Source organism: Vibrio sp. 1249-1 (genome assembly GCF_033340495.1).
Genome location: NZ_JAWOWJ010000004.1, coordinates 266,758 through 286,598 on the forward strand (window position 1 = coordinate 266,758; position 19,841 = coordinate 286,598).

General features: G+C 44.0%; 22 protein-coding genes. 10 read left to right on the forward strand and 12 right to left on the reverse strand.

What is annotated here, in order from left to right:
- Window positions 1-112 precede the first annotated feature (112 nt).
- The 3 genes from R7Z50_RS10130 to R7Z50_RS10140 all read right to left on the reverse strand — a co-directional run bounded on the left by R7Z50_RS10130 (window position 113) and on the right by R7Z50_RS10140 (window position 2,873).
- Window positions 113-448 carry a hypothetical protein gene (locus R7Z50_RS10130; protein WP_080996217.1) on the reverse strand — a complete coding sequence of 112 codons (336 nt, stop codon included), beginning with the start codon at window positions 446-448 and terminating at the stop codon, window positions 113-115.
- A gap of 232 nt (window positions 449-680) precedes the next feature.
- A complete protein-coding gene (locus R7Z50_RS10135; protein WP_054577106.1) occupies window positions 681-1,838 on the reverse strand; it encodes an amino acid permease in 1,158 nt (385 codons plus the stop codon).
- Between the two features lie 723 nt (window positions 1,839-2,561).
- Window positions 2,562-2,873, reverse strand: a complete 312-nt coding sequence (locus R7Z50_RS10140) for a hypothetical protein (protein ID WP_005375472.1) — start codon at window positions 2,871-2,873, stop codon at window positions 2,562-2,564.
- Between the two features lie 141 nt (window positions 2,874-3,014).
- On the opposite strand from R7Z50_RS10140, the gene R7Z50_RS10145 reads away from it, so the two are divergent.
- The gene (locus R7Z50_RS10145; RefSeq protein WP_256900403.1) at window positions 3,015-3,347 is read left to right on the forward strand and encodes a helix-turn-helix transcriptional regulator; all 333 of its coding nucleotides are present in this window, start codon (window positions 3,015-3,017) and stop codon (window positions 3,345-3,347) included.
- A gap of 109 nt (window positions 3,348-3,456) precedes the next feature.
- On the opposite strand, the gene R7Z50_RS10150 is transcribed toward R7Z50_RS10145, so the two are convergent.
- The 3 genes from R7Z50_RS10150 to R7Z50_RS10160 all read right to left on the reverse strand — a co-directional run bounded on the left by R7Z50_RS10150 (window position 3,457) and on the right by R7Z50_RS10160 (window position 5,369).
- The gene (locus R7Z50_RS10150; protein WP_005375467.1) at window positions 3,457-3,837 is read right to left on the reverse strand and encodes a hypothetical protein; all 381 of its coding nucleotides are present in this window, start codon (window positions 3,835-3,837) and stop codon (window positions 3,457-3,459) included.
- Between the two features lie 167 nt (window positions 3,838-4,004).
- Window positions 4,005-4,391, reverse strand: a complete 387-nt coding sequence (locus R7Z50_RS10155; protein ID WP_042521512.1) for a GlcG/HbpS family heme-binding protein — start codon at window positions 4,389-4,391, stop codon at window positions 4,005-4,007.
- A gap of 9 nt (window positions 4,392-4,400) precedes the next feature.
- Entirely contained in the window at window positions 4,401-5,369 is a 969-nt protein-coding gene (locus tag R7Z50_RS10160) for an aldo/keto reductase (protein ID WP_182039341.1), read from the reverse strand.
- A 154-nt stretch (window positions 5,370-5,523) separates the two neighbouring features.
- On the opposite strand from R7Z50_RS10160, the gene R7Z50_RS10165 reads away from it, so the two are divergent.
- Window positions 5,524-6,399 (forward strand): LysR family transcriptional regulator, encoded by an 876-nt coding sequence (locus tag R7Z50_RS10165; RefSeq protein WP_213965120.1) that lies wholly within the window; start codon window positions 5,524-5,526, stop codon window positions 6,397-6,399.
- 9 nt (window positions 6,400-6,408) lie between these two features.
- Here R7Z50_RS10165 and R7Z50_RS10170 read toward each other — a convergent pair whose 3' ends face one another.
- Window positions 6,409-8,166 carry an SgrR family transcriptional regulator gene (locus tag R7Z50_RS10170; protein ID WP_318149055.1) on the reverse strand — a complete coding sequence of 586 codons (1,758 nt, stop codon included), beginning with the start codon at window positions 8,164-8,166 and terminating at the stop codon, window positions 6,409-6,411.
- Window positions 8,167-8,730: 564 nt separating this feature from the next.
- On the opposite strand from R7Z50_RS10170, the gene R7Z50_RS10175 reads away from it, so the two are divergent.
- Complete coding sequence (locus R7Z50_RS10175; RefSeq protein ID WP_318149056.1) at window positions 8,731-9,270, forward strand: redoxin domain-containing protein; 540 nt, start codon at window positions 8,731-8,733, stop codon at window positions 9,268-9,270.
- Window positions 9,271-9,781: 511 nt separating this feature from the next.
- The gene (locus R7Z50_RS10180; RefSeq protein ID WP_170897035.1) at window positions 9,782-10,465 is read left to right on the forward strand and encodes a hypothetical protein; all 684 of its coding nucleotides are present in this window, start codon (window positions 9,782-9,784) and stop codon (window positions 10,463-10,465) included.
- Between the two features lie 195 nt (window positions 10,466-10,660).
- Here the strand turns inward: R7Z50_RS10180 and R7Z50_RS10185 are convergent, their stop codons facing one another.
- Both R7Z50_RS10185 and R7Z50_RS10190 read right to left on the reverse strand, forming a co-directional pair.
- Window positions 10,661-11,026, reverse strand: a complete 366-nt coding sequence (locus R7Z50_RS10185) for a winged helix-turn-helix transcriptional regulator (protein WP_005375456.1) — start codon at window positions 11,024-11,026, stop codon at window positions 10,661-10,663.
- Window positions 11,027-11,193: 167 nt separating this feature from the next.
- Window positions 11,194-11,778 carry an NAD(P)H-dependent oxidoreductase gene (locus R7Z50_RS10190; RefSeq protein ID WP_017635228.1) on the reverse strand — a complete coding sequence of 195 codons (585 nt, stop codon included), beginning with the start codon at window positions 11,776-11,778 and terminating at the stop codon, window positions 11,194-11,196.
- A gap of 270 nt (window positions 11,779-12,048) precedes the next feature.
- On the opposite strand from R7Z50_RS10190, the gene R7Z50_RS10195 reads away from it, so the two are divergent.
- Both R7Z50_RS10195 and arsB read left to right on the forward strand, forming a co-directional pair.
- The gene (locus R7Z50_RS10195) at window positions 12,049-12,390 is read left to right on the forward strand and encodes an ArsR/SmtB family transcription factor (protein ID WP_005375451.1); all 342 of its coding nucleotides are present in this window, start codon (window positions 12,049-12,051) and stop codon (window positions 12,388-12,390) included.
- Between the two features lie 85 nt (window positions 12,391-12,475).
- Window positions 12,476-13,531: an ACR3 family arsenite efflux transporter gene (gene arsB / locus R7Z50_RS10200; RefSeq protein ID WP_005385145.1), complete on the forward strand. Its 1,056-nt coding sequence runs from the start codon at window positions 12,476-12,478 to the stop codon at window positions 13,529-13,531.
- 36 nt (window positions 13,532-13,567) lie between these two features.
- Here arsB and R7Z50_RS10205 read toward each other — a convergent pair whose 3' ends face one another.
- Window positions 13,568-14,347: an AraC family transcriptional regulator gene (locus R7Z50_RS10205; protein ID WP_017635229.1), complete on the reverse strand. Its 780-nt coding sequence runs from the start codon at window positions 14,345-14,347 to the stop codon at window positions 13,568-13,570.
- 19 nt (window positions 14,348-14,366) lie between these two features.
- The gene (locus R7Z50_RS10210; RefSeq protein ID WP_053307853.1) at window positions 14,367-14,900 is read right to left on the reverse strand and encodes a YbhB/YbcL family Raf kinase inhibitor-like protein; all 534 of its coding nucleotides are present in this window, start codon (window positions 14,898-14,900) and stop codon (window positions 14,367-14,369) included.
- Window positions 14,901-15,087: 187 nt separating this feature from the next.
- Between R7Z50_RS10210 and R7Z50_RS10215 the strand changes: the two genes are divergently transcribed.
- The 4 genes from R7Z50_RS10215 to R7Z50_RS10230 all read left to right on the forward strand — a co-directional run bounded on the left by R7Z50_RS10215 (window position 15,088) and on the right by R7Z50_RS10230 (window position 19,065).
- Window positions 15,088-15,879, forward strand: a complete 792-nt coding sequence (locus R7Z50_RS10215) for a PhzF family phenazine biosynthesis protein (RefSeq protein ID WP_053307854.1) — start codon at window positions 15,088-15,090, stop codon at window positions 15,877-15,879.
- Window positions 15,880-16,086: 207 nt separating this feature from the next.
- Complete coding sequence (locus R7Z50_RS10220; RefSeq protein ID WP_017635231.1) at window positions 16,087-17,037, forward strand: HlyD family secretion protein; 951 nt, start codon at window positions 16,087-16,089, stop codon at window positions 17,035-17,037.
- A gap of 4 nt (window positions 17,038-17,041) precedes the next feature.
- Window positions 17,042-17,968: an ABC transporter ATP-binding protein gene (locus R7Z50_RS10225; RefSeq protein WP_017635232.1), complete on the forward strand. Its 927-nt coding sequence runs from the start codon at window positions 17,042-17,044 to the stop codon at window positions 17,966-17,968.
- The gene (locus tag R7Z50_RS10230) at window positions 17,968-19,065 is read left to right on the forward strand and encodes an ABC transporter permease (RefSeq protein ID WP_017635233.1); all 1,098 of its coding nucleotides are present in this window, start codon (window positions 17,968-17,970) and stop codon (window positions 19,063-19,065) included. The genes R7Z50_RS10225 and R7Z50_RS10230 overlap by 1 nt, the downstream gene beginning before the upstream one ends.
- A 109-nt stretch (window positions 19,066-19,174) precedes the next feature.
- Here R7Z50_RS10230 and R7Z50_RS10235 read toward each other — a convergent pair whose 3' ends face one another.
- A complete protein-coding gene (locus R7Z50_RS10235) occupies window positions 19,175-19,546 on the reverse strand; it encodes a hypothetical protein (protein ID WP_005375433.1) in 372 nt (123 codons plus the stop codon).
- Between the last annotated feature and the right edge of the window lie 295 nt (window positions 19,547-19,841).

Below are 19,841 nucleotides of genomic sequence, written 5' to 3' on the forward strand. Positions count from 1 at the left end.
TCGCTGTTTTTGTTTTTAACCCTCTACCCTAGTATTGGTCGATGTTACATGTGCCATGTTGTTGCTATTAAGCTCAACATTACAAGAACGCCGACTATGTACCCTTTCAAGTTTAATTGAACTCGACATGGATATAGCGATCATTAGAACGACGATAATAACGGTCGTCCACTTTTAGATAAGTGAAATCTCCAATCTTTATGTAGGTACTATTCCGAGGAATTCGGTCATGGTAATAGTAACTGCGCCTTGGTCGTCGGGTCTCCACATAAATAACGTCACGATGTTTGTGTTTATGCTTGCGCTTGTGTTTATGATGGTGGTGATGCGCATGATGGTGATCGTACCGATGTCCATGCTTATGCTTCGGGTCAGCCACCGCTTCTGTACTCAACACACCTAAAGACAACATAACGCCAACCATGGCAAAAGATAATTGCTTTGACACAACAGAGCCTCTTATTCATATCAACATCGATATAATAGAAGGGTGAATCACTGTACATGTCAGCCTTTCGCTAAGGAGTTTTACTAAAAAGTCAGCGCTAACCGTGATTATCAGAGAAACGTCAAACACCACAAATGCTGATGACTTCGAGTGGCCTGGGTTCGGCTATGAATACAAAAAAGCCGCCCGTTTGACTACGAGCGGCTCAGTTTTTAAATAAGCTAGCGTGATTTTATACTGCTTGGGCAAACAGCAAGAAACAGCCGAATAGGAAGATCATGCTCATTCCCATTGCGCCGCCACCAGCTTCATAAATATTGTCATCTTCTACCGGCACTCGGCGCACTTTCATGGTCATTGATAATGGAACAAAGACCGCGAGAAACACAAGAATAATCCCCGCGTAGCTAAGAATAGCTAGGAAGTGTTCTGGCGCAAATACAGCACCTAATAGTGGTAGCACAAAAGTAGTAACAAAAATCACTGGCCTACTTGCTTTCAGTAGGTCTGCATTTTGATCGTATAGCGCCATTGCAACACCTAAGAACGACGTTAGTAGTGCCAAACCAGTAAACATGGATAGGATGAACTCTAAGCCCTCGTATTGCTGACCTAGTACCGATATCAACTCTGTTACGTTGGAGTATTGAACAAGCTCATGAGGTGGTAGGTTGCCGACAACCGCTAACAACCATAATAGGTAACAAACAAGCGGAATAGTTGAGCCCACGATAATCATATTACGCAGCTGTATTTTACTCGCTTCTTTGTTGTAAGTTACAAGCGATGGGATCACGACCATAAAACCGAAACTGGTGAAAAGCACCGAACTGGTTTTGATAAGTGCCATTTTATCGTCGCTCACAACCTCATCAAGTCCTTCAAACGAGACGCTTGGTGCAAGCGCAAAAAGTGTCAGGATCAGCGCTACGATCATGCCTAGGAACAAACCGCGATTCAGCTTATCTACTACCCCTGTACCTGCCGAAACAATGATACCAACTAAAAGAGTAAAACCGACTTGGCTTGAGATCGTAGATGTTGGAAGCCCAATTGAGGCTGTTACTTTTTGTACGAGATCACCCGCACCAATGATGTAAGCCATTAATAGACAAACTAACAGGGCGTAAAGCAAGCTGTTGGTTACCAACTGGCCTCCTTTACCAAGCGTTTCGCGAGCAATTGCATTCATGCTCACACCACCACCTACTTTGCAACTGGCTTCAAGAAGGAGCAGCGCAGCATAAGTCGTTCCAGCCCAGATGAACAACATAAGAAGAGTGCCCCAAAGGAGGCCAAATTGAGCAAGCACCATTGGTATAGCAAGCATACCAGCGCCAAGAGCAGTACCTGCAACGATCAGGGAGCTGCCGACAAGTTTTAGGTTCACGGTTAATACCTCTAAATTCAATCCGTTAATTTCTCGCCAGTTGTGCTTTATCTAAAGCACACAGCAAAACGCTCCGACTTAGTCAAAATTTGGTTACAAGAGCACTATGTTACAAGAGCCCTGTATGGCTAAGAAAACATGCAACAAAAGGTGGTTAATCATTTGCACATGAACACTTGAGAGTCATTTTTGGCGATGTCATCGTTGATGAAATGTGCGCAACTTTGGGTTCGAAGCAAAATTGTTCATCTTAATTCATCAACCCCATTCGTTATGAATGGATTTGGTTCGAAAAGATTGTAAGGCATAAGCAGGACGATTGAAAAGCAAAAGGTCAATCTTATAGCGATATATTTTAACAACTCTTATCTTTTACCTAAGATGTGTTGTTTTTTTCGTCACTAATTAGTCTTTTATCGCTTAAAGAGAAGGAAGAACGTGCTCAATGGCTCAATTTGGCTGGGTGTACAGATTAATTTACAGTTTAAGTGAAGGTGTTAGATTCCAAGGACGTAGCCTAGATCGGACAATATCGCTATTATTCGCTGCGTACCGACACTGTTCGGTTCACATACCTCTAAACACTGATTTACGGTTCGAAAATATAGGTAAATGAGTGTCCGAATGCTGGGTGTGGTTCCCCAGCATTTGCATCCTTTCTTTTAGATGTCATCAATTGATCGAAATTGCGTAAATCTTGTATCGCCCGACTTTACGACTGTGTTAATACGCTTTATCTAGCGCGCCAATGATATAAGTTAACACTGGAATACCCATATCGGCGACCTGCTTCTCAGTCTCACTCATATTTTCATGCGCCATCCGCAGCTCTACTTCACTTATCGATTCTTTGTGAAGGTAAAGCTCTTTGTAGTTCATCAATCGCTGTTGTGACTGTTGAATCAGTGTCACAACATTCTCTTTAGTCTCACGATGTTGCTGATCAATTTCACTAAATAAATGATCTAAAATGCGTTGCATTTTGCGAATAGAAGCTTTCGTTTCTATTGATTTGTATGATTGATACTTTTCCATTGAGTTAATAACTGACTAAAATATTTACGTTTTTATAAGACAGTTATTTTTATACTGATTGCAAAGCAGGTAAATATGTGGTGGTTAAACTGGTCCACTTCTTGCTCCGTTTAGGTCAAAACTGTCCTTTCAGGAGAGCACATGCAGGTAGACCCTATAATTCAAGCACTGATCGCAAGACGAAAATCGAATGGCCTCTCCCGTGAGCAAATGGCAAACATCGCTGGAATGAGCGTAAAAACATATCAAAGGATCGAGCGCGGAGAGTCCGATCTTAAACTCTCACAATATCGTGCCATATTGCGTTCGCTTCATTTGACTGACCTAGATATTGCCTTAGATGTACGTGATGTTCAGCATGTCACAGCAAATGACTTAACAGCCGTGGCGCGATTGCTCTCACCGGAAGCTCAGTCCCTGCTCGTTCGCCTGTTATCGTTAACCCTCGAACAAAAGAACAAGAAAGGTGATTAACCACATTACTCATACTCAAACGATGAATGCCCTGTTGAGCGTTGAAACATGAACCGTTTAGACAAAAAAAACTCGTCAAATGACGAGTTTTATTCTTTATATCAGTCCGTTACTCTAGGCTTTTCAATTCCGATGTATCAACGCCTTTTATTGCATCTTTCGCCACTTTATCAGGATCAAAGACATCACGTTCTTCATACGAATTATCAATCATGCCTTGTCCTATCGCGGTCGCCTGCTTTTGTAACTTGTTACCCTCTACCTCACCAGCATCCCAGCCTTGTCGATAATCTGAGTCGGTTTGATACCTTGTTTCGTCCTTAATATAGTGTTCAAAATCATTCCCTGCCTCTTGCATACCACTATGCCGACCGTCATGAAAGCCTTGGATATAAGCTTCATCATAACCGCTCTCTTTTAACGCGCTGTCACTCGTACCACAGCCTGAGAGGAGAACAAAAAATAGCGAAACGAATACCTTATGAAACATATTTAGGCCTCAAAGCTTTCAAATAAATTAATCATAGTTCGCGATTTCAACTTCTGCTTACTTCAGGCTATTAGATAGCATTGTGACTCGACGAAGCCTGTGAACTTGAGTCCCTACAGTGAGTACAAAGCTGGACAAAGCATCACACCTACTGATAAACATTATACTCAACGCGCGTTTAATACTTCCATCGCAAGTGCTTCATCATCTTGCTCAGCCAAACCGCTAATGCCAATTGCACCGACGATTTTCCCCTCTTGTTCTATAGGCACACCACCCATAAAGCCTGTGATCTTCGGGTCAGTCCAATAACTCAACTGCTTACCCGTCTCACGAGCCCAAGCGCCCAGATTGCCACTAGGCTGACGGTCTCTAGCCGAGGTGTAAGCTTTGTTCTGTGCCAACAAACCTGCTTGCACACTCACATCATCCATTCGGGCAAAACCGAGCAATTCTCCATGTGTATCAACCACGGCAACCGCAATGTTTTGCTTGCGAGCAGTCGCAATTTCCAATGCCGTTTGAATCAGAGTTTGAACTTGTACGTATTTCATTTTTCTCTCCTACGGGATCTCATGACCAAGGGTTTTCTCGAACAAGCCATACCAATGGCTACGTGATAGCGTGACGTTCTCTACTTGAGCACAAGCGCGAATACGCTGTGGGTTTGCAGTACCAATAACAGGCTGAATTTGGTTTGGATGACGCGTTAGGAAGGCTAAAACAATCGCCTCAGACGACACACCATATTCAGCTGCTAGCGCCATTACCATCTCCGCCGCCTGTCTGGTGTTGTGATCATCAGAATGTAAACCACGCTCTGAGAATCTTCCCTGCGCCATACTGCCCCACGCTTGCAGTTGGATATTGTGCTTACGGGCATGTTCCAGTATTCCTGCAACGTAGTCAGATGCAGACGAAGGAAGCCCCATGCCTTGCTTGATGAAGTCAGACTTAGCCAGACTCATTTCCAACTGGTTCGCCACAACAATTTCGCCCGTTGCTTGTTGAAGAAGATCAATTTGAGCACTGTTCATGTTAGAAACACCGAAGTGGTTAACTTTGCCAGCTTGTTTCAGTGCTTGGAGCGCTGTGCCCAGTTCTTCAAATTCAACCAGAGGATCAGGACGATGCAGCATCAAAACATCAAGGTTTTCCACGCCAAGGCGCTCAAGAATGCCCTCAACAGAAGCCGTCACCCATTTGGCAGAGAAGTCATACTGCTTAACACCTTGCTCATCTCCTAGACGGATGCCGCACTTAGATTGCAGATAAATTCGCTCTCGTAAGGTTGAGTCATTGGCTAAGATGCACCCAAACACTTCTTCTGCCTTACCGAATTTGTAGATATCCGCATGATCAAAGAGATTGATGCCAACCTCTAATGCAGCCTCGACAGCGGCATAAGCTTGGTTTTCATCTTGGGCGGTTAATGGGTTGCGATTCCACTCCCCTCCAAGTCCCATACAGCCGAAGACCAAGCGGCTAACGTTAGGTAAGGTTTTGGCGAGCGGTAGTGTTGGATTGTTCATCGTTATTCTCACTTTTCCGATTTCTGCATCTTCAATTTCTTAAGTTAACTCGAACCATCTTACCGTTCGTAAAAATTAGTTTAATACCGTAAAATCGAATTCATTATCCTCGTTACCGAACAATTAAAGCGAACAATAAAGACGAGCAATAAAGATGGCAGATTATAAGAGAATCGAAAAACTGATGCTGTTTGCTGAAGTGGCTCAAACACTCAACTTTTCTAGAGCAGCAGAGCAACTTGGTATCTCTAAAAGTTACCTGTCGGAACAAATCAAGCGATTGGAATCGGAACTCGCCACGCCTTTGATTGTTCGAACCACACGCAGCGTGAGATTGACGGCAGAAGGTGAATCGATCTTTGCACAAGCGGAAGATCTCAAACGCCGCGTAATGGAAATGGAAAAGAGTTTAAGTCAGCGATCTGAACAAATAGACGGTCTGATTCGTCTTACTGCTCCCAAGATGTTTGCCGAAGCGGTGCTGCATGATTTGTGTGTGGCGTTTCGCGCTTTACATCCAAACGTAGAGTTCGAGATTCTTTCTAGCTATCAAGCGTTTAATCTGACGGAAACCAGCGTCGACTTTGCGTTTCGAGCAACAAGAACGCCGCCCGAGAATATGATTGCGCATCACCTTTTGGACTACCACCACTGGCTGGTTGCCTCACCTCTGTATCTGCAAGAAGAAGGTACGCCAGAGACGTTAGCGGATTTAAAACAGCATCAATGCTTAACCACGTTGCATCAAAAAGAATGGCCTTTAAAAACGGGAACAGTTCAAACCCAAGGCTGGCTTTCAAGCAATGAAAACCGCTTACTCAAAGAATCAGCCCTGTCTGGCAATGGCATTGCTCGGTTAGCAAGTTACTTTGTCGAACAAGACGTTGAACATGGTCGTCTAATGCAGGTTTTATCGGAAGAAACCGACCACCAGCACAACGCGGTTTACTTGGTGTACCCACAACTTATCTATCAATCGGCGAAAACCAGAGCCTTCATTGAATTCGTGAAGCAGCACTTTGCTAAATAACTAAGGTAGTTAATCTGCCGACCACACCGAGCGAATATCTGGCCAACCCCAGTTAGTGAGAGCGACGTCTTCTAAAACACCTTGGAAACGCAAAGTTTGTGTATGGTGGAACATGGGTGCAATCCAGTATTCGCTGATCAACGTCGATGCAATTGGCTCCAATGCATTAAGGTAGCCCTCAAGTGGAACGAAAGATCTGACTCTCTGTAGTTGTTCATCTAACCATTGTGCGTTCTTTTCTCCCAAAGTGTGGAATAGCACAGCGTTGCTGAAGAAGTTCGTGAACGCTGAGGCATGACGATTATCATCTAGGTTTATGTTCGTTACGACCATTGTCTCATTTAGCTCACCGTTCTTAGCCTTCTCGTTCAGCTCACGGTAGGAATACATAACAATTTCTACTTTACTGCCAACACTCGCCAAACGATTAGAAATAGCCCGCGCGCAGCGACGCAACGCGGTATAGTTATATCCTGCTATCGTAATGTGTTTAGGTAACTTAAGCGGCTCACTAAACGGACGGAGCACTGGCTTCCAACCTGGTAGCAGGTTATAAGCGGGTATACTCCCAAATACAATATTCTCGCGGCGCATCACTTCGGCCAAGTGCTCAGGCTGAATTAGCTCACTAATATAACGGCGCTGCGCTAAAGAGAGTTTGTGCTTAGCGTGCTGATTAAATAAGGCGAATAAGCAACCATCTTCTATTCGACTACGCTTGCTCGCCGATGAGTTTTCTCGGTTTTGCGTCGACATATAGTGTCCACACAAATCCTCCTCGGGCGAAGCATCCCTTTGCAACGTATTTGCTGCCAATGACGGGTTCTCCATTTGCTCGTCATTAACAATCCAGATAGTCACCAAATCCGTTAGAACTCTACATGCATAGTAACCATTAAATGCTTGCAGTTTTAAACGACTTTCATTGTGCTCGACAACAGAGAATGGGCCACTTCCGACCACCAGCTTGTTATTCGCTACGTTAACTTGGCTTACTGGTTGAATGCCGTATTTCACTCCAGAAATAAGTCCAGCAAAGCCCAAGTCAGCTCGATTAAGCTTAAAAACAACTTTCAATGGCGTTGGCGCAGTAATGTTAGCAACATGTGCCAACTCTTTTTCGTAGTACTGTAGTGAACTCAACTTTGCAAACAAGCTAACCACTGTTTCTGCATCAATGGAATTACCATTATGAAAAGTCAGACCTGGACGAAGGTAGAAAGTCCATTCGTAGGTGTCTTCGTCATAACGCCAGTGATGTGCGAGTTCTGGTTGCACTTTCCCATTGTTATCACTCGAAACTAAGCAACAATAGATTTGCCTTAATAAGAAACGTTCGCTGCTACGCTGAAGTTGATGTGGAACGACGCGCTCAAACATTCGCTTATAGGTTAATTGAATATTGAGCTGTCCTTCTTGCACAGAAGCACCAGACGTTGTTTTTAACAAACGGCCAAATGCCATTTCGTCTTCATCTAATATCGCCAGTGCTTTTTCATACTTGCCTAACTTGATACGTTCAAGAGCCAAGCTCTCTTTTAAAACGTCTAACTCCATATTCAGAATAAGAGTCGATCGTTGGTTCCGCCCAGCTTTCGGGTGCCAGCTCAACCACGCCTTCTGCTGCATCTGCGTTAGCAGGCTACGAGCATGCCGAGAAGAAGTGAACATGATGTCGGCAATGTCCTGTAACGTGGTTTTTGTTTCATCACCAACGCTAAACGAGAGTAATCGTTGGTAATAGCGAAACAAATTGAGATCAGACACTGAATCAACCTTAGATCTGTGAAGTTTGTGGATAGGAATAGTTTACTTAAGTTGGCGGTAATAAAATAAGAAAACTTCCTAATTATCTGTTCCCCTTTTCCACAATTAACCTCCAAATTCGGCTTTAAAGCCCCAGATATTTACGTTATTAGGAATAAAGTCAACAAAAGCACTCTCTTTTTTATCTCCCCTTTTATACGCATAATTTACTCGTCAGCGTAAAGGAGGAAGAAATGAAGAAGCCAATGATGGCGTACTTTTTTCAGCAACGCCTAGCTCAATCGAGTAATAAAATAGAAGTGATGACTCTGGTCTATCTTAACGATATGTTCCAGTGGTCATAGCCTAACCTCAAGCAGAACTTAGCTCCTGATACTACACCCCCACTTCGTTGTATCTTAAGTTCTGCTTTTCATCTTTTGCACTCTAATGCCTTATTGCAGGTTACTAAAAGTTAACTAGTTGAAACACCTCAAAACAGAGTCTACATTGAAGTCTCATCCCCCCATCGCTTTGTTAAGAAAGGGGCATTCATGGATATACACCATCAATTCGGGAGTCAATATGGCAACTTCAGTGAAACTTAAAGCGGGCGACAGCTTCCCTCATCTTCAAGCCACTTTGCTAGATGGTTCAAGCGTAACGTTGGGTCAGCCGCAAGGTGATGCGACTTGGCAAGCAGTATTCGTTTATCGTGGTAAACACTGCCCTCTTTGTACTAAGTACCTCAACGAGCTTGAGAGTTACAAACAGGCTTTCGCTGATGCTGGCGTCGATATTCTTGCCGTTTCTGGCGATTCAAAAGCACAGCTAGAGGGGCATCTAGAGAAACTCGAAATCAGCTTCCCTATCGCTTACGGCCTGACCGAAGAACAAATGAAAACGCTAGGCTTGTATGTATCTATTCCTCGATCTAAACAGGAAACCGATCATAATTTCGCAGAACCAGGTCTGTTTGTGGTGAATGAACACGGCGACTTACACGTGGTGGATATTTCAAACAACCCGTTTGTTCGCCCTGAGCTTGGCGCACTATCACGCGGATTGGCATGGATTCGCGATCCAAACAATAACTACCCTATCCGTGGCACATTGGATTACTAATATCTTCTACACCCAAGTAAACTTTCTATCCTTAAATAAGCTAGGATTCTTGCCTTGGTGAGAATAACTTAGAATGCATATCAGATCCGTGAGATCTGATATGTATCAACAAGTTGGAAATAGAGTCCTTGTTCATTATACAACGCCTTGATGAAAAACAAGATTAGTGAAGCCCAGACTCCCCTCAAACAACGTTAGTTATTTACTTCTAAGTCACTTTCACGATAAATACATGAAATTAAGACTAAAAACTTAGACTTAACGGATATATAAATCATAACGGTACCTACACAAGTAGTTGGCTAGCGATTATTATCCTATTGCAACTCAAAATTGTGCAATTCTAATAATTCATACCATAAATGAAAACATAGATACCGTAAGAGACAAAATAAAAGCAAACGATTAAATTACCAATAAAACACCGTTCAATTAAAATAAAAACATTTCACTTTATAAAAATGTAATTAATCGTTATTTGCAATCACACATCTTAATTGAGAAATACAGTATGAATAAAATCTCTTTGCTTTATATGTCCGTTTGTATCGGATTAGTTGGATGCGGTTCAGGAGGAAGCGACAACGATCCAGCAAAAGATATACATCCCACCATTTCAAATCCGGAACAAGTCAACGCAATGACGGTGGACAAAGGTCATTTCTATTGTTCTGTAAACCAACAAAAACTGGAACACGGAGGGACATCTGCAACCATGTCCTACCTCATTGAAAAGAAAAGAAATTCTACGGTTGTCGACGATTATGAATGTACCGAATACGGTTTAAAGAAAGGTGAGTCAATTATCGTCACTAAAAGTGCAATTGAAAACTTTTCATACTCAAAACATTATAAAAGCACGAAGAAGAATGACATTAATAGGTTTAAAATCATCTACCCTACAGGGCTTACGACTCCGATTAATAAAGATTATGAAAAAATTACGATCACGTATAATACGGAGAGACCTGACGTTAACATTAAGATAATTCAATATTTTGACGAAAAGTCTAAATTATATACCATCAAAAAATATGAAAGCCACGTTAACGACAACTCACCAATAGGTTTAGTTGAGAAAGAGGAATTCGATAAATATTCCGATTTTGAAAAGAAACTGGAATTAAATAGTGCTTTTTTAAATTCAACTGAAGTGAGTGATTTATTCTACAACTTATTAAGTATGATAAAATAATAACTAAAAATCAAAAACTTAAAAAGTACGATTATGCTCAAGTAGCTTCGATATGCCTGACTCGAAAGAGTACGTTGTTTTACGAAACAAATTACGATTTAAATGAAGCACATCTAAGTTACTTGGGTATAAACGGCGATGTATTGTTAATCAGCTTTCAAAAGAGAGTAACGTTTGCGATTAACTACTTTGGTCTTAACGAAGCTCAATTTGATGCTTTTCAGACCAAATTCGCAAATCATCAAGAATCTTAAGTGCGGTACGGCCGAACTCTGTTAGTTCATAGCTTACGGCAATTGGGCGGTCGCTGATCACTTTACGCACCACCATACCTTCCGCTTCTAGCTCTTTAAGACGTTGGTCGATCATCTTTTTACTTGCACCGCCTAGCATGCGTGCTAAGTCATTGAAACGAACTGGGCCGTCTTTCAAATGATAAATCAGAGAACCTTTCCATTTACCACCAATTAGACGCATCCCTTTCTCGATAGCACATGGCTCCGCACATACGTTCGCCACTGACTTACGACCTTTGCTATCTACACTGATTCTGCTTTCCACAATACACCTCAAGATACGCACCTAATCTAGGTAACGAAAAGTAAGCTAGATACATTTAGTGCTTTAGAGTAATAAAAACGTCACCTCGCCGCAAACAAATAAAAATGGACCGCGTACAGCAGTCCATCTCAATTCATCATTCAGTTCGCACTATCTTTCTAAAAGGATTAGAAGTTTTCGTTAATGTGAGCTTCGAAACGAACAAAATCGTTTTCGATATCTGCGTTCTTCATCACGTCGTAGCAAGCGAATGTAGGTAATGCTGACATACCAAAGAAGCGGAAGTTAGCGTGCATGTGGAACATCAAATCATCCACGCCTTTACCTTGGAATAGGTATTCGCTCTCATCATCAAACGATTCTTCTGGCGCGTTGAATGTCAGTGAAAGCATGTATTTGCTGTTGGTTTGAGTACCGCCTGTACCATAGTTTTTCTTTGGTTCTTCTGCGCTACGGCCATCAAATGCACACAGTGCGCCGCCCATACCCGCAGTAAACACGTCGTCCATGTATTTTTTGAATGACCAAGGCACAGACATCCAGTTGATTGGGCTTTGGATGATCACGCGATCAGCCCATTCAAAGTGTGCGAGTTGCTCATCTACGTTGATCTCATCTTGCATTGTCACAACGCGAACTTCATGGCCTTTTGCTTGCAGAAGCGTCTGTGCTTTGTCGACAAGAGAAGCATTTAGACGACCTTCTGAATATGGTGATGGTTCGTGTGCATTGATGATCAGTACGTTGCTCATGGGATTACCTTTAAATAAGTTCACAAGATGACGCAGTAACCATTGTGCGTCGGATGTGGTTTATTATGGTAACCTAGAAATATAGTGCAATTAGTTAACTTTTAGTAACCTACTTAATTTTTAATTATATCACTGTTTTTAAAAGATATATTTTTTCAACTTTTTATCCATCGTTATTTCACGATTAATTTTTTCTTCGACTTGTTGCATCTTCCACAGAGCAGGCGTACACTTTATCGCAATTCGACGATTAACTATTAAGGCCAGCGAATGAGTGATAAGTGCAAGGACACGTGCGAAGTCGTTTTTCAGACAACGCAACAACAGCTCGAGAAAGAACAAACTCTAGCAGCGCAAGCAAAAGCTTTGTCGCATCCAGCACGTTTGCGCATTCTGCATATCCTGCACACGCTCGATACCATGGGCGGTTGTTTGAACAGTGATTTGGTTTCTGAACTGGGTCTTGCGCAATCTACTGTTTCCGAGCACTTGCGTATTCTAAAGCAAGCAGGCTTTATCAGCGCCGAGCCAAACCCACCTAAGGTGTGTTACCGCATTCAACGCGACGCGTTTGATCAGTTCAATCTAGGATTTTCCAAGTTATTTGATTAATGCCCTTTGCACGCTGTTCAGGCGTGCAGAGATAAACTATACCTTTAACTATCGCCTTTCGACGATAAACGAATAAGAGAACACTATGACTACTCAAGTTTTAAATAGTGCCAGCGACAAAATGAGCTTCTTGGACCGTTACCTAACGGTGTGGATTTTTGTGGCAATGGCAATCGGTGTAGGTATTGGCGCAGCATTCCCTCAAGTTGCTGAGTGGAACGAGTCAATGTCAGTTGGTAGCACAAACGTACCGCTAGCGATTGGTTTGATTTTGATGATGTACCCGCCACTCGCAAAGGTGAACTACAACTTGCTAGGCACAGTGACGAAAGATAAAAAAGCGATCACGCTGTCTTTGGTCATGAACTGGATTGTCGGCCCTATTTTGATGTTCATCCTTGCATTGACTTTCCTAGGTGATCATCCGGGTTACATGGTTGGTATCATTCTGATTGGTCTTGCTCGTTGTATTGCCATGGTATTGGTATGGAACGATATCGGTGGCGGTAACAAAGAATACGGTGCAGCCCTAGTTGCACTAAACAGCGCTTTCCAAATCGTGACTTACAGTGTGATGGCATGGTTATTCATCACTGTGTTGCCACCAGTCTTTGGTTACGAAGGTTTCGTGGTTGATATCTCGATGATGGACATCGCGGAAAGCGTTCTGATTTACCTTGGTATCCCATTCCTAGCGGGCTTCCTAAGCCGTAAATGGCTGGTCGCTGCGAAAGGTGAGCAATGGTACAACGACGTATTCATCCCACGCATTTCACCAATTACGCTTATCGCCCTGCTTGCGACCATCGTACTGATGTTCAGCTTGAAAGGTGAAATGATTCTTGAACTGCCAATGGATGTATTCCGTGTAGCAATTCCACTGGCTATCTACTTTGTGTTGATGTTCTTTGTCAGCTTCTTCGTTGGTAAGAAAATGGGCATCGACTACGACAAAAACGCGTCAATTGCTTTCACGGCAACAGGCAACAACTTTGAATTGGCAATTGCGGTTTCTATCGCGGTGTTTGGCCTAAACTCAGACCAAGCTTTTGCTGGTGTCATTGGTCCACTGATCGAAGTGCCTGTATTGATTGCTTTGGTGAATGTAGCATTGCGAATGAAAGCCAAATATTATGGCTAACCTAAAAAGCACAAAAAATACAAAAGCGGTAAAACATTAACTCACTACCGTTTTAATATACTCGCTGGGCGTTAGGCCGAACTTACTTTTAAAGCGTTGGCTAAAACGCCCCTCTGACTGATAACCACACAACTGTGCGAGCATAGCAACGTTATACGAGCCATTTTGCATCAAGTAAAGTGCGTGATTTAAGCGCACTTCTGCCAATACTTCACGATACTGGGTACCTTCTTGTTTCAGTTTGCGTATCAATGTTGCTCGGCTCATAGCAAAGTGCCCCGCGACCATGTCTAATGGATGCTCCTCCCCTGGAGAGCGCGATAAGTAACGACTAAGTTTCTGACTAAAAGAGATATGTGAACTCGAGAACAACCGATGCAATAACCCTCTCTCAGCTAGCTGCTGATATAGGCCCATAATCCAATAGCGTTGTGTCGCTTCACTTAAGCTTTCCCGCTCAAACGAAAACAAAGCATTTAACGTCGCTTTCAATGCTTTATCTGTCTCAACAACGGGTACATAGTTTCCTAATGCGTTGCTCATGCTTAGCTCCAACATTTCATCGCTAGGCACACAGTGAAAACTGAACATTCGAGAAAGAAATCGCCCTTGTAGAGGAAGGTTTTCAAAATTTAGGGATGCATTTGCTTCACAAAGCATGATATTTGGATCATGGATGTCGAGTACTTCATCTTTCCAGAAAAGATGTTTACTCCCCTTAACAATCTGAATAAGGCTTGGGGAGTGAATCCTGACATTACGAAGCTTCTGCTGCTGCTCCGCACGAAACAGCGTAACCTGATATTGGTGACCCATTCTCTCCCCTTATATTCAATTATCGCGTGTAAGTCGTGGTTAATGTCGCTTTACCCAAAGCAACACTATTCAAAGTAAACCCTACAATGGCTGGAGGCGTGTTTTCATCCAAATTCAGTTCTTCAGTTGGCAATGACCACACCGTAAACTGGTAACGATGCATCCCATCATTCTTTGGAGGACACGCGCCGCCGAACCCCGTTGTGCCGTAGTCAATACGAGATTCTTTGCCGCCTAACTTGTTCATATCAATGCCTCGAGGCAGCTCGCTAACGGTGGATGGAATATTAAACGCTATCCAATGCCAAAAACCACTGCCTGTTGGCGCATCGGGGTCATACACGGTGATCGCAAAACTTTTTGTGCCCTTTGGAGCTTCTTTCCACATCAATTGTGGTGATTGATTCCCGCCATCACATCCCCAACCAGAGTATTCAAATGTCTTCGCCATCGGGTGGCCTTCTTGAATATCTCTACTCACGAGTTCAAATGCATGGGCAGAACCGACCGCAAAAACACTCAATGCCAAAACTGATTTGTAGATCGCTTTCATGTTTTTCTTCCTTTCAATGAATTCAACACTAGTGTAAGTACCCAGCAGTCCGAATCCTTGTCAGTAAGTATCAAAAAACACAAAATAATCTATAATTTTGACACTTTAAGATTCTAACACAAATTTCTTACTCTCTTAATTGCACTTGGTTTATGCTAATTAATCGCTCACGGAACAAGGAAGGAAAATGGAATTGGATATCTACGTGGTGGACGCCTTCACCGATACGCAATTCAAAGGCAACTCAGCAGCGGTGATACCGTTAGAGGAATGGCTAGCCCCAGAATTGATGCAAAATATCGCGACAGAAAACAACTTATCAGAGACGGCTTTCCTAAAGTCCATTGGCGCAAACCAATATGAGATTCGTTGGTTCTCTCCGATTACTGAAATCGATTTCTGTGGACACGCAACACTGGCCTCTTCGTTAGTTCTGTTTGATGAGTTTGGCATTAATGGCACGATTGAATTTCATACTCTGGAAGTAGGGCCCCTCACCGTAGAGAAGAATGCGCAAGGTAAGATCGAGATGACGTTCCCTGCTCGTCCTCCAAAAGCCGTTTCTGATATTCCCTCGGCATTGATTGAAGGCCTAAGTTGCGATGTGGAACGCGTACTGCTTAGCCCTCAAGCGTATTTCGTGGTGGTCGGCAACCAGCAGGAGGTACTTGAGGTTCAATACCGTTCAGAGCACCTCAAGACACTCGCTCCTTACGATGTGGTCGTTACCGCAAAAGGCGATCAACAAGACTTTGTATCGCGTTACTTTTGGCCTGCAAATGGTGGTGACGAAGACCCCGTAACTGGCTCGATTCACGCTGGGTTAGCACCGTTCTGGGCAGAAGCGTTAGGCAAAACATCACTGGTCGCTTACCAAGCTTCTCAGCGCGGAGGCATTTTGCACTGTGAAGTTACTGGCGAACAAGTAAGAGTATCTGGCGACGGTGTGCTCTACATGAAACGCAAGATTTTTGTTTAAATGATATTCATGTAATCAACTTAAAAGAGCCAAGTAAAGCACGGCTTCCGCAGGATCAAGCCAGCTTCAATAATTAATCAATTGATGAATATTGAAGGAATTAACTTCCTAGCCGGACAAAACTGACTCACGTTACACTGAACGCAGTCCCACACTCTTCTATAGCTTGATACGAATTCGAGTTCACCTTCTTAGAGGAAGCGTCGCATGATGAAGCGAATCATTCTTGGCACCCTAGCCCTGACTCTTTTAACTGCCTGTTCCAAAGATGACGGACAGCAAGCCCTTGGCACACTAGAACGTGACCGCGTAACCTTTACTGCAACCTCTAGCGAGATAATTCGTGCCCTTCCCATCAAGGAAGGCAGCCAAGTCACCGAAGGAGAAGTGCTGGTTCAGCTCGATACAAAGAACCAAGAAGCCGTTTTAGCTCACGCCGTAGCCGAACAAGCCAAGGCTGACGCCTATCTTTTGAAATTGACCAATGGTGAGCGACCAGAAGACATTGCCGCAGCGCAAGCTCGCGTTGCCAGAGCGGAAGCTCAATTGGTTGAAGCGCAAAAGAACTACCAACGTAAAGCGGAGTTAGTTCGCAAGAAACTCATCAGCCAATCAGAAAAAGACAGCGCTTTAGCAGCCAGAGATTCCGCCCGTGCAGAGCTAGACTCCTCACAAGAAGAGTTCAGCAAACTGACCGCTGGCTCTCGCCCTGAAGATATTGAACAAGCGAAAGCCGCACTCATGGCTGCAAAAGCCGATGTAGCACTGCAAGAACAAAAGCTGGCAGAACTCACCATCACGGCCACGCGAGATGGCTTGTTAGATAACCTACCGTTTAACCTTGGTGAACGCGTTCCTGTTAATGGTATTGTTGCCGTAATTCAAGCCAGCCGCGTCCCATACGCTCGCGTTTATGTTCCTGCTAACTATCGAGTCGACTTTGTGCCGGGTAAAACGGTTAACGTGCATGTAGATGGCGTTGAGCAACCGTATAGCGGCACCGTTCGTTGGGTAGCAACTGAGCCTTCATTCACGCCCTATTTCGCGCTTACCGAGGAAGAACGCTCGCGTTTGATGTACCTAGCAGAAGTCGACCTACAAGACTCCGCACAATCCTTGCCTTCGGGTATTCCAGCGCAAGTGGATTTGGTGGAGTAAGCCAATGACCGAATACGCGATTCAAGCTGAAAATGTAGTGAAAAAGTTTGGTGACTTCACCGCCATCAACAACATCACGCTCAATGTGCCCAAAGGCAGTATTTATGGTTTTCTTGGCCCGAACGGCTGCGGTAAATCGACAACCATTCGTGTGTTGACGGGTTTGCTTAGCCCAAGTGAGGGCAACGTGGACGTGCTTGGGTTAGAGATCCCAAAACAATCGGAACTGCTGCGCCTCAAGATTGGCTACATGACACAAAAGTTTTCCCTCTATGATGACCTGACGGTTCAAGAGAATCTTGAGTTTATTGGACAAATCTTTGGTATGGAAACCAAGGCCCTAAAGGCTCGCATCGAAGAACAACTAGCCACCTACGGTCTCGACCAACTGCGTAAACAGCGCGTCGGAGGAATGAGCGGCGGCCAGAAACAACGCTTGTCTCTCGCCGCAGCCACCATGCATAAACCAGAACTGTTGTTTCTCGATGAACCCACGTCTGCGGTTGACCCAGAGAACCGACGCGATTTCTGGGAGCAGTTGTTTGATCTCTCTGACCAAGGTACGACGATTTTGGTCACAACGCACTACATGGATGAAGCGGAGCGTTGCCATCGTCTGGCTATCATGGAAGCTGGGGAAATCCGCGCCGATGGTGAGCCAGAAGAACTCATGACGCAAATGGGCGTTAACATCGTCGAAGTCAAAGCGGATAACTTACGCGAGCTAAAAGAGAAAGTCATTCGACGCGAAGAAGTCCGTTCTGCCGCACAGCTCGGCATTCGCTTACGCATTTTGATCCACCAGCACATCGAACAACCGATCGAATGGTTAACCCAAACCTTTCCAGAGCTTGAGGGCTGCGAGATGAACATTGCTCGCCCGAGCTTGGAAGATGTGTTTGTCAGTGTTACGGGAGAAGGTCGCCAATGATGAAATCTATTGCCCGTATGAAAGCGGTAATGATCAAAGAGATCCGTCAGCTTTCACGTGACCGCATTACCTTTGGCATGGTCGTGATGATCCCGTTGATTCAGCTCCTGCTGTTCGGCTTTGCCATTAATACCGATATTCGCAACATTCCCGTTGGCGTCGTCGATCAAAGTGGCAGTACTGCCGGGCGCGTGATCACTGAGTCCGTCAAAGTAACGCAAGTGGTAGATGTGGTTGAAACCTTCGCTACCGCATCAGAAGCCGAGCAAGCCATTCAAGACGGCTTGGTACGAGCGGCTTTGATTCTGCCTAGCGACTTAACCCAACGTATGGTGCAAGGTCGAGAACTTGGACAGTGGATTGTGGATGGTTCAGACACCATGATCAGCTCTGCGATTCTCTCGCTACAAACCATGCCGTTAACGGATTTTGATTTTGAGATACGCCCTGCCCCAACCAAAACCTTTGAAGTTGCGCTGTATTACAACCCGAGTCGGCGCTCGGCGGTGAACATTGTCCCCGGTTTATTGGGCGTGATTCTGACTATGACGATGATCTTGTTCACTAGTGCAGCCATTGTTCGTGAGCGGGAACGCGGCAATTTAGAGTTACTGATTACTACGCCAATCCACTCCATCGAACTCATGGTGGCGAAGATCATTCCCTACATCTTTGTTGGTCTGATACAGGTGTTTATCATTTTAGGCTTGGGGCACTGGATATTTGGCGTGCCAATAAACGGCGCCATTAGTCAGATACTGTTTGGCACGCTGCTGTTTATCGCCGCGAGTTTAACCTTAGGTTTGGTGATATCCACCATTGCGACGACACAGCTTCAGGCCATGCAGATGACGGTGTTTATTCTTTTGCCATCGATTCTTCTGTCCGGATTTATGTTCCCTTATGAAGGAATGCCCGTCGCGGCACAATGGATCTCAGAAGCCCTGCCTGCCACTCACTTTATGCGCATTATTCGTGGTGTGGTGTTGCGTGGTGCAGATTTAATGGAGCTATGGCGAGATACAGTCTGGTTACTTGGATTCACTGTTATCGGCCTTATTGTCGCTTCATTTCGCTTCAAAAAATCACTCGACTAATCCCACGATATTGCGTTCATTCCTTAAAAACAAAAATAGCCCCAACGAAGGGCTATTTTTTGTTTGTGTATTCATACACTGTGCTATCGAGCTCAACTCTCAGACAATATTAATAGTACTCACCGTAGGAACAATCTCGTAAATCGGAAATATTGTAGTTTTTCAAAGAGTTTATTTTAAAGTTGAACACTACCTGTTTACAGACAACGCCTTCGCGATCCGTGTACGTGATAATACCTTCACTGTACGCTCGCTGACCATCAGAGGATGTCACGTCAGCAACAAGTTCCAAATGGCCCTTATGCGCGTCTACGCGATTCATCATCTCAAACACATCGACCCACTCTTCGCGATTTGCCATTTGTATTAGCATCGATTTCGCCTGTGTTTCCAACTGCTGGGGGTATACATAATAACGGTTGTAACCAAAGTATGCGCACATAAGTAATAAAACGAGTGCAAATGAGGTTGTTCTTGTCATACAAGCTTCCTCTTGTTGTTATAAAAATCTTGCTTCGTTAATTCAGTATAGGAAGCGAGCAAAGTTTAGGTTATAGAACTTGCCCAAATAACAGGGGACAGTCAGAGACAGTCAATTCTATGACAAGCTCAACAACAAACTTTATTGCACTCTCATCATGGGCTTGAACAAAAATACGCCACAGAGACAGCAAGAAGTAAGAAGTAAGAAGTAAGAAGTAAGAAGTAAGAAGTAAGAAAGGAAAACTAACCGGAGCGCGGTGATAACAGAAAAGTAAAAGGAGTTTGAAGAAAAA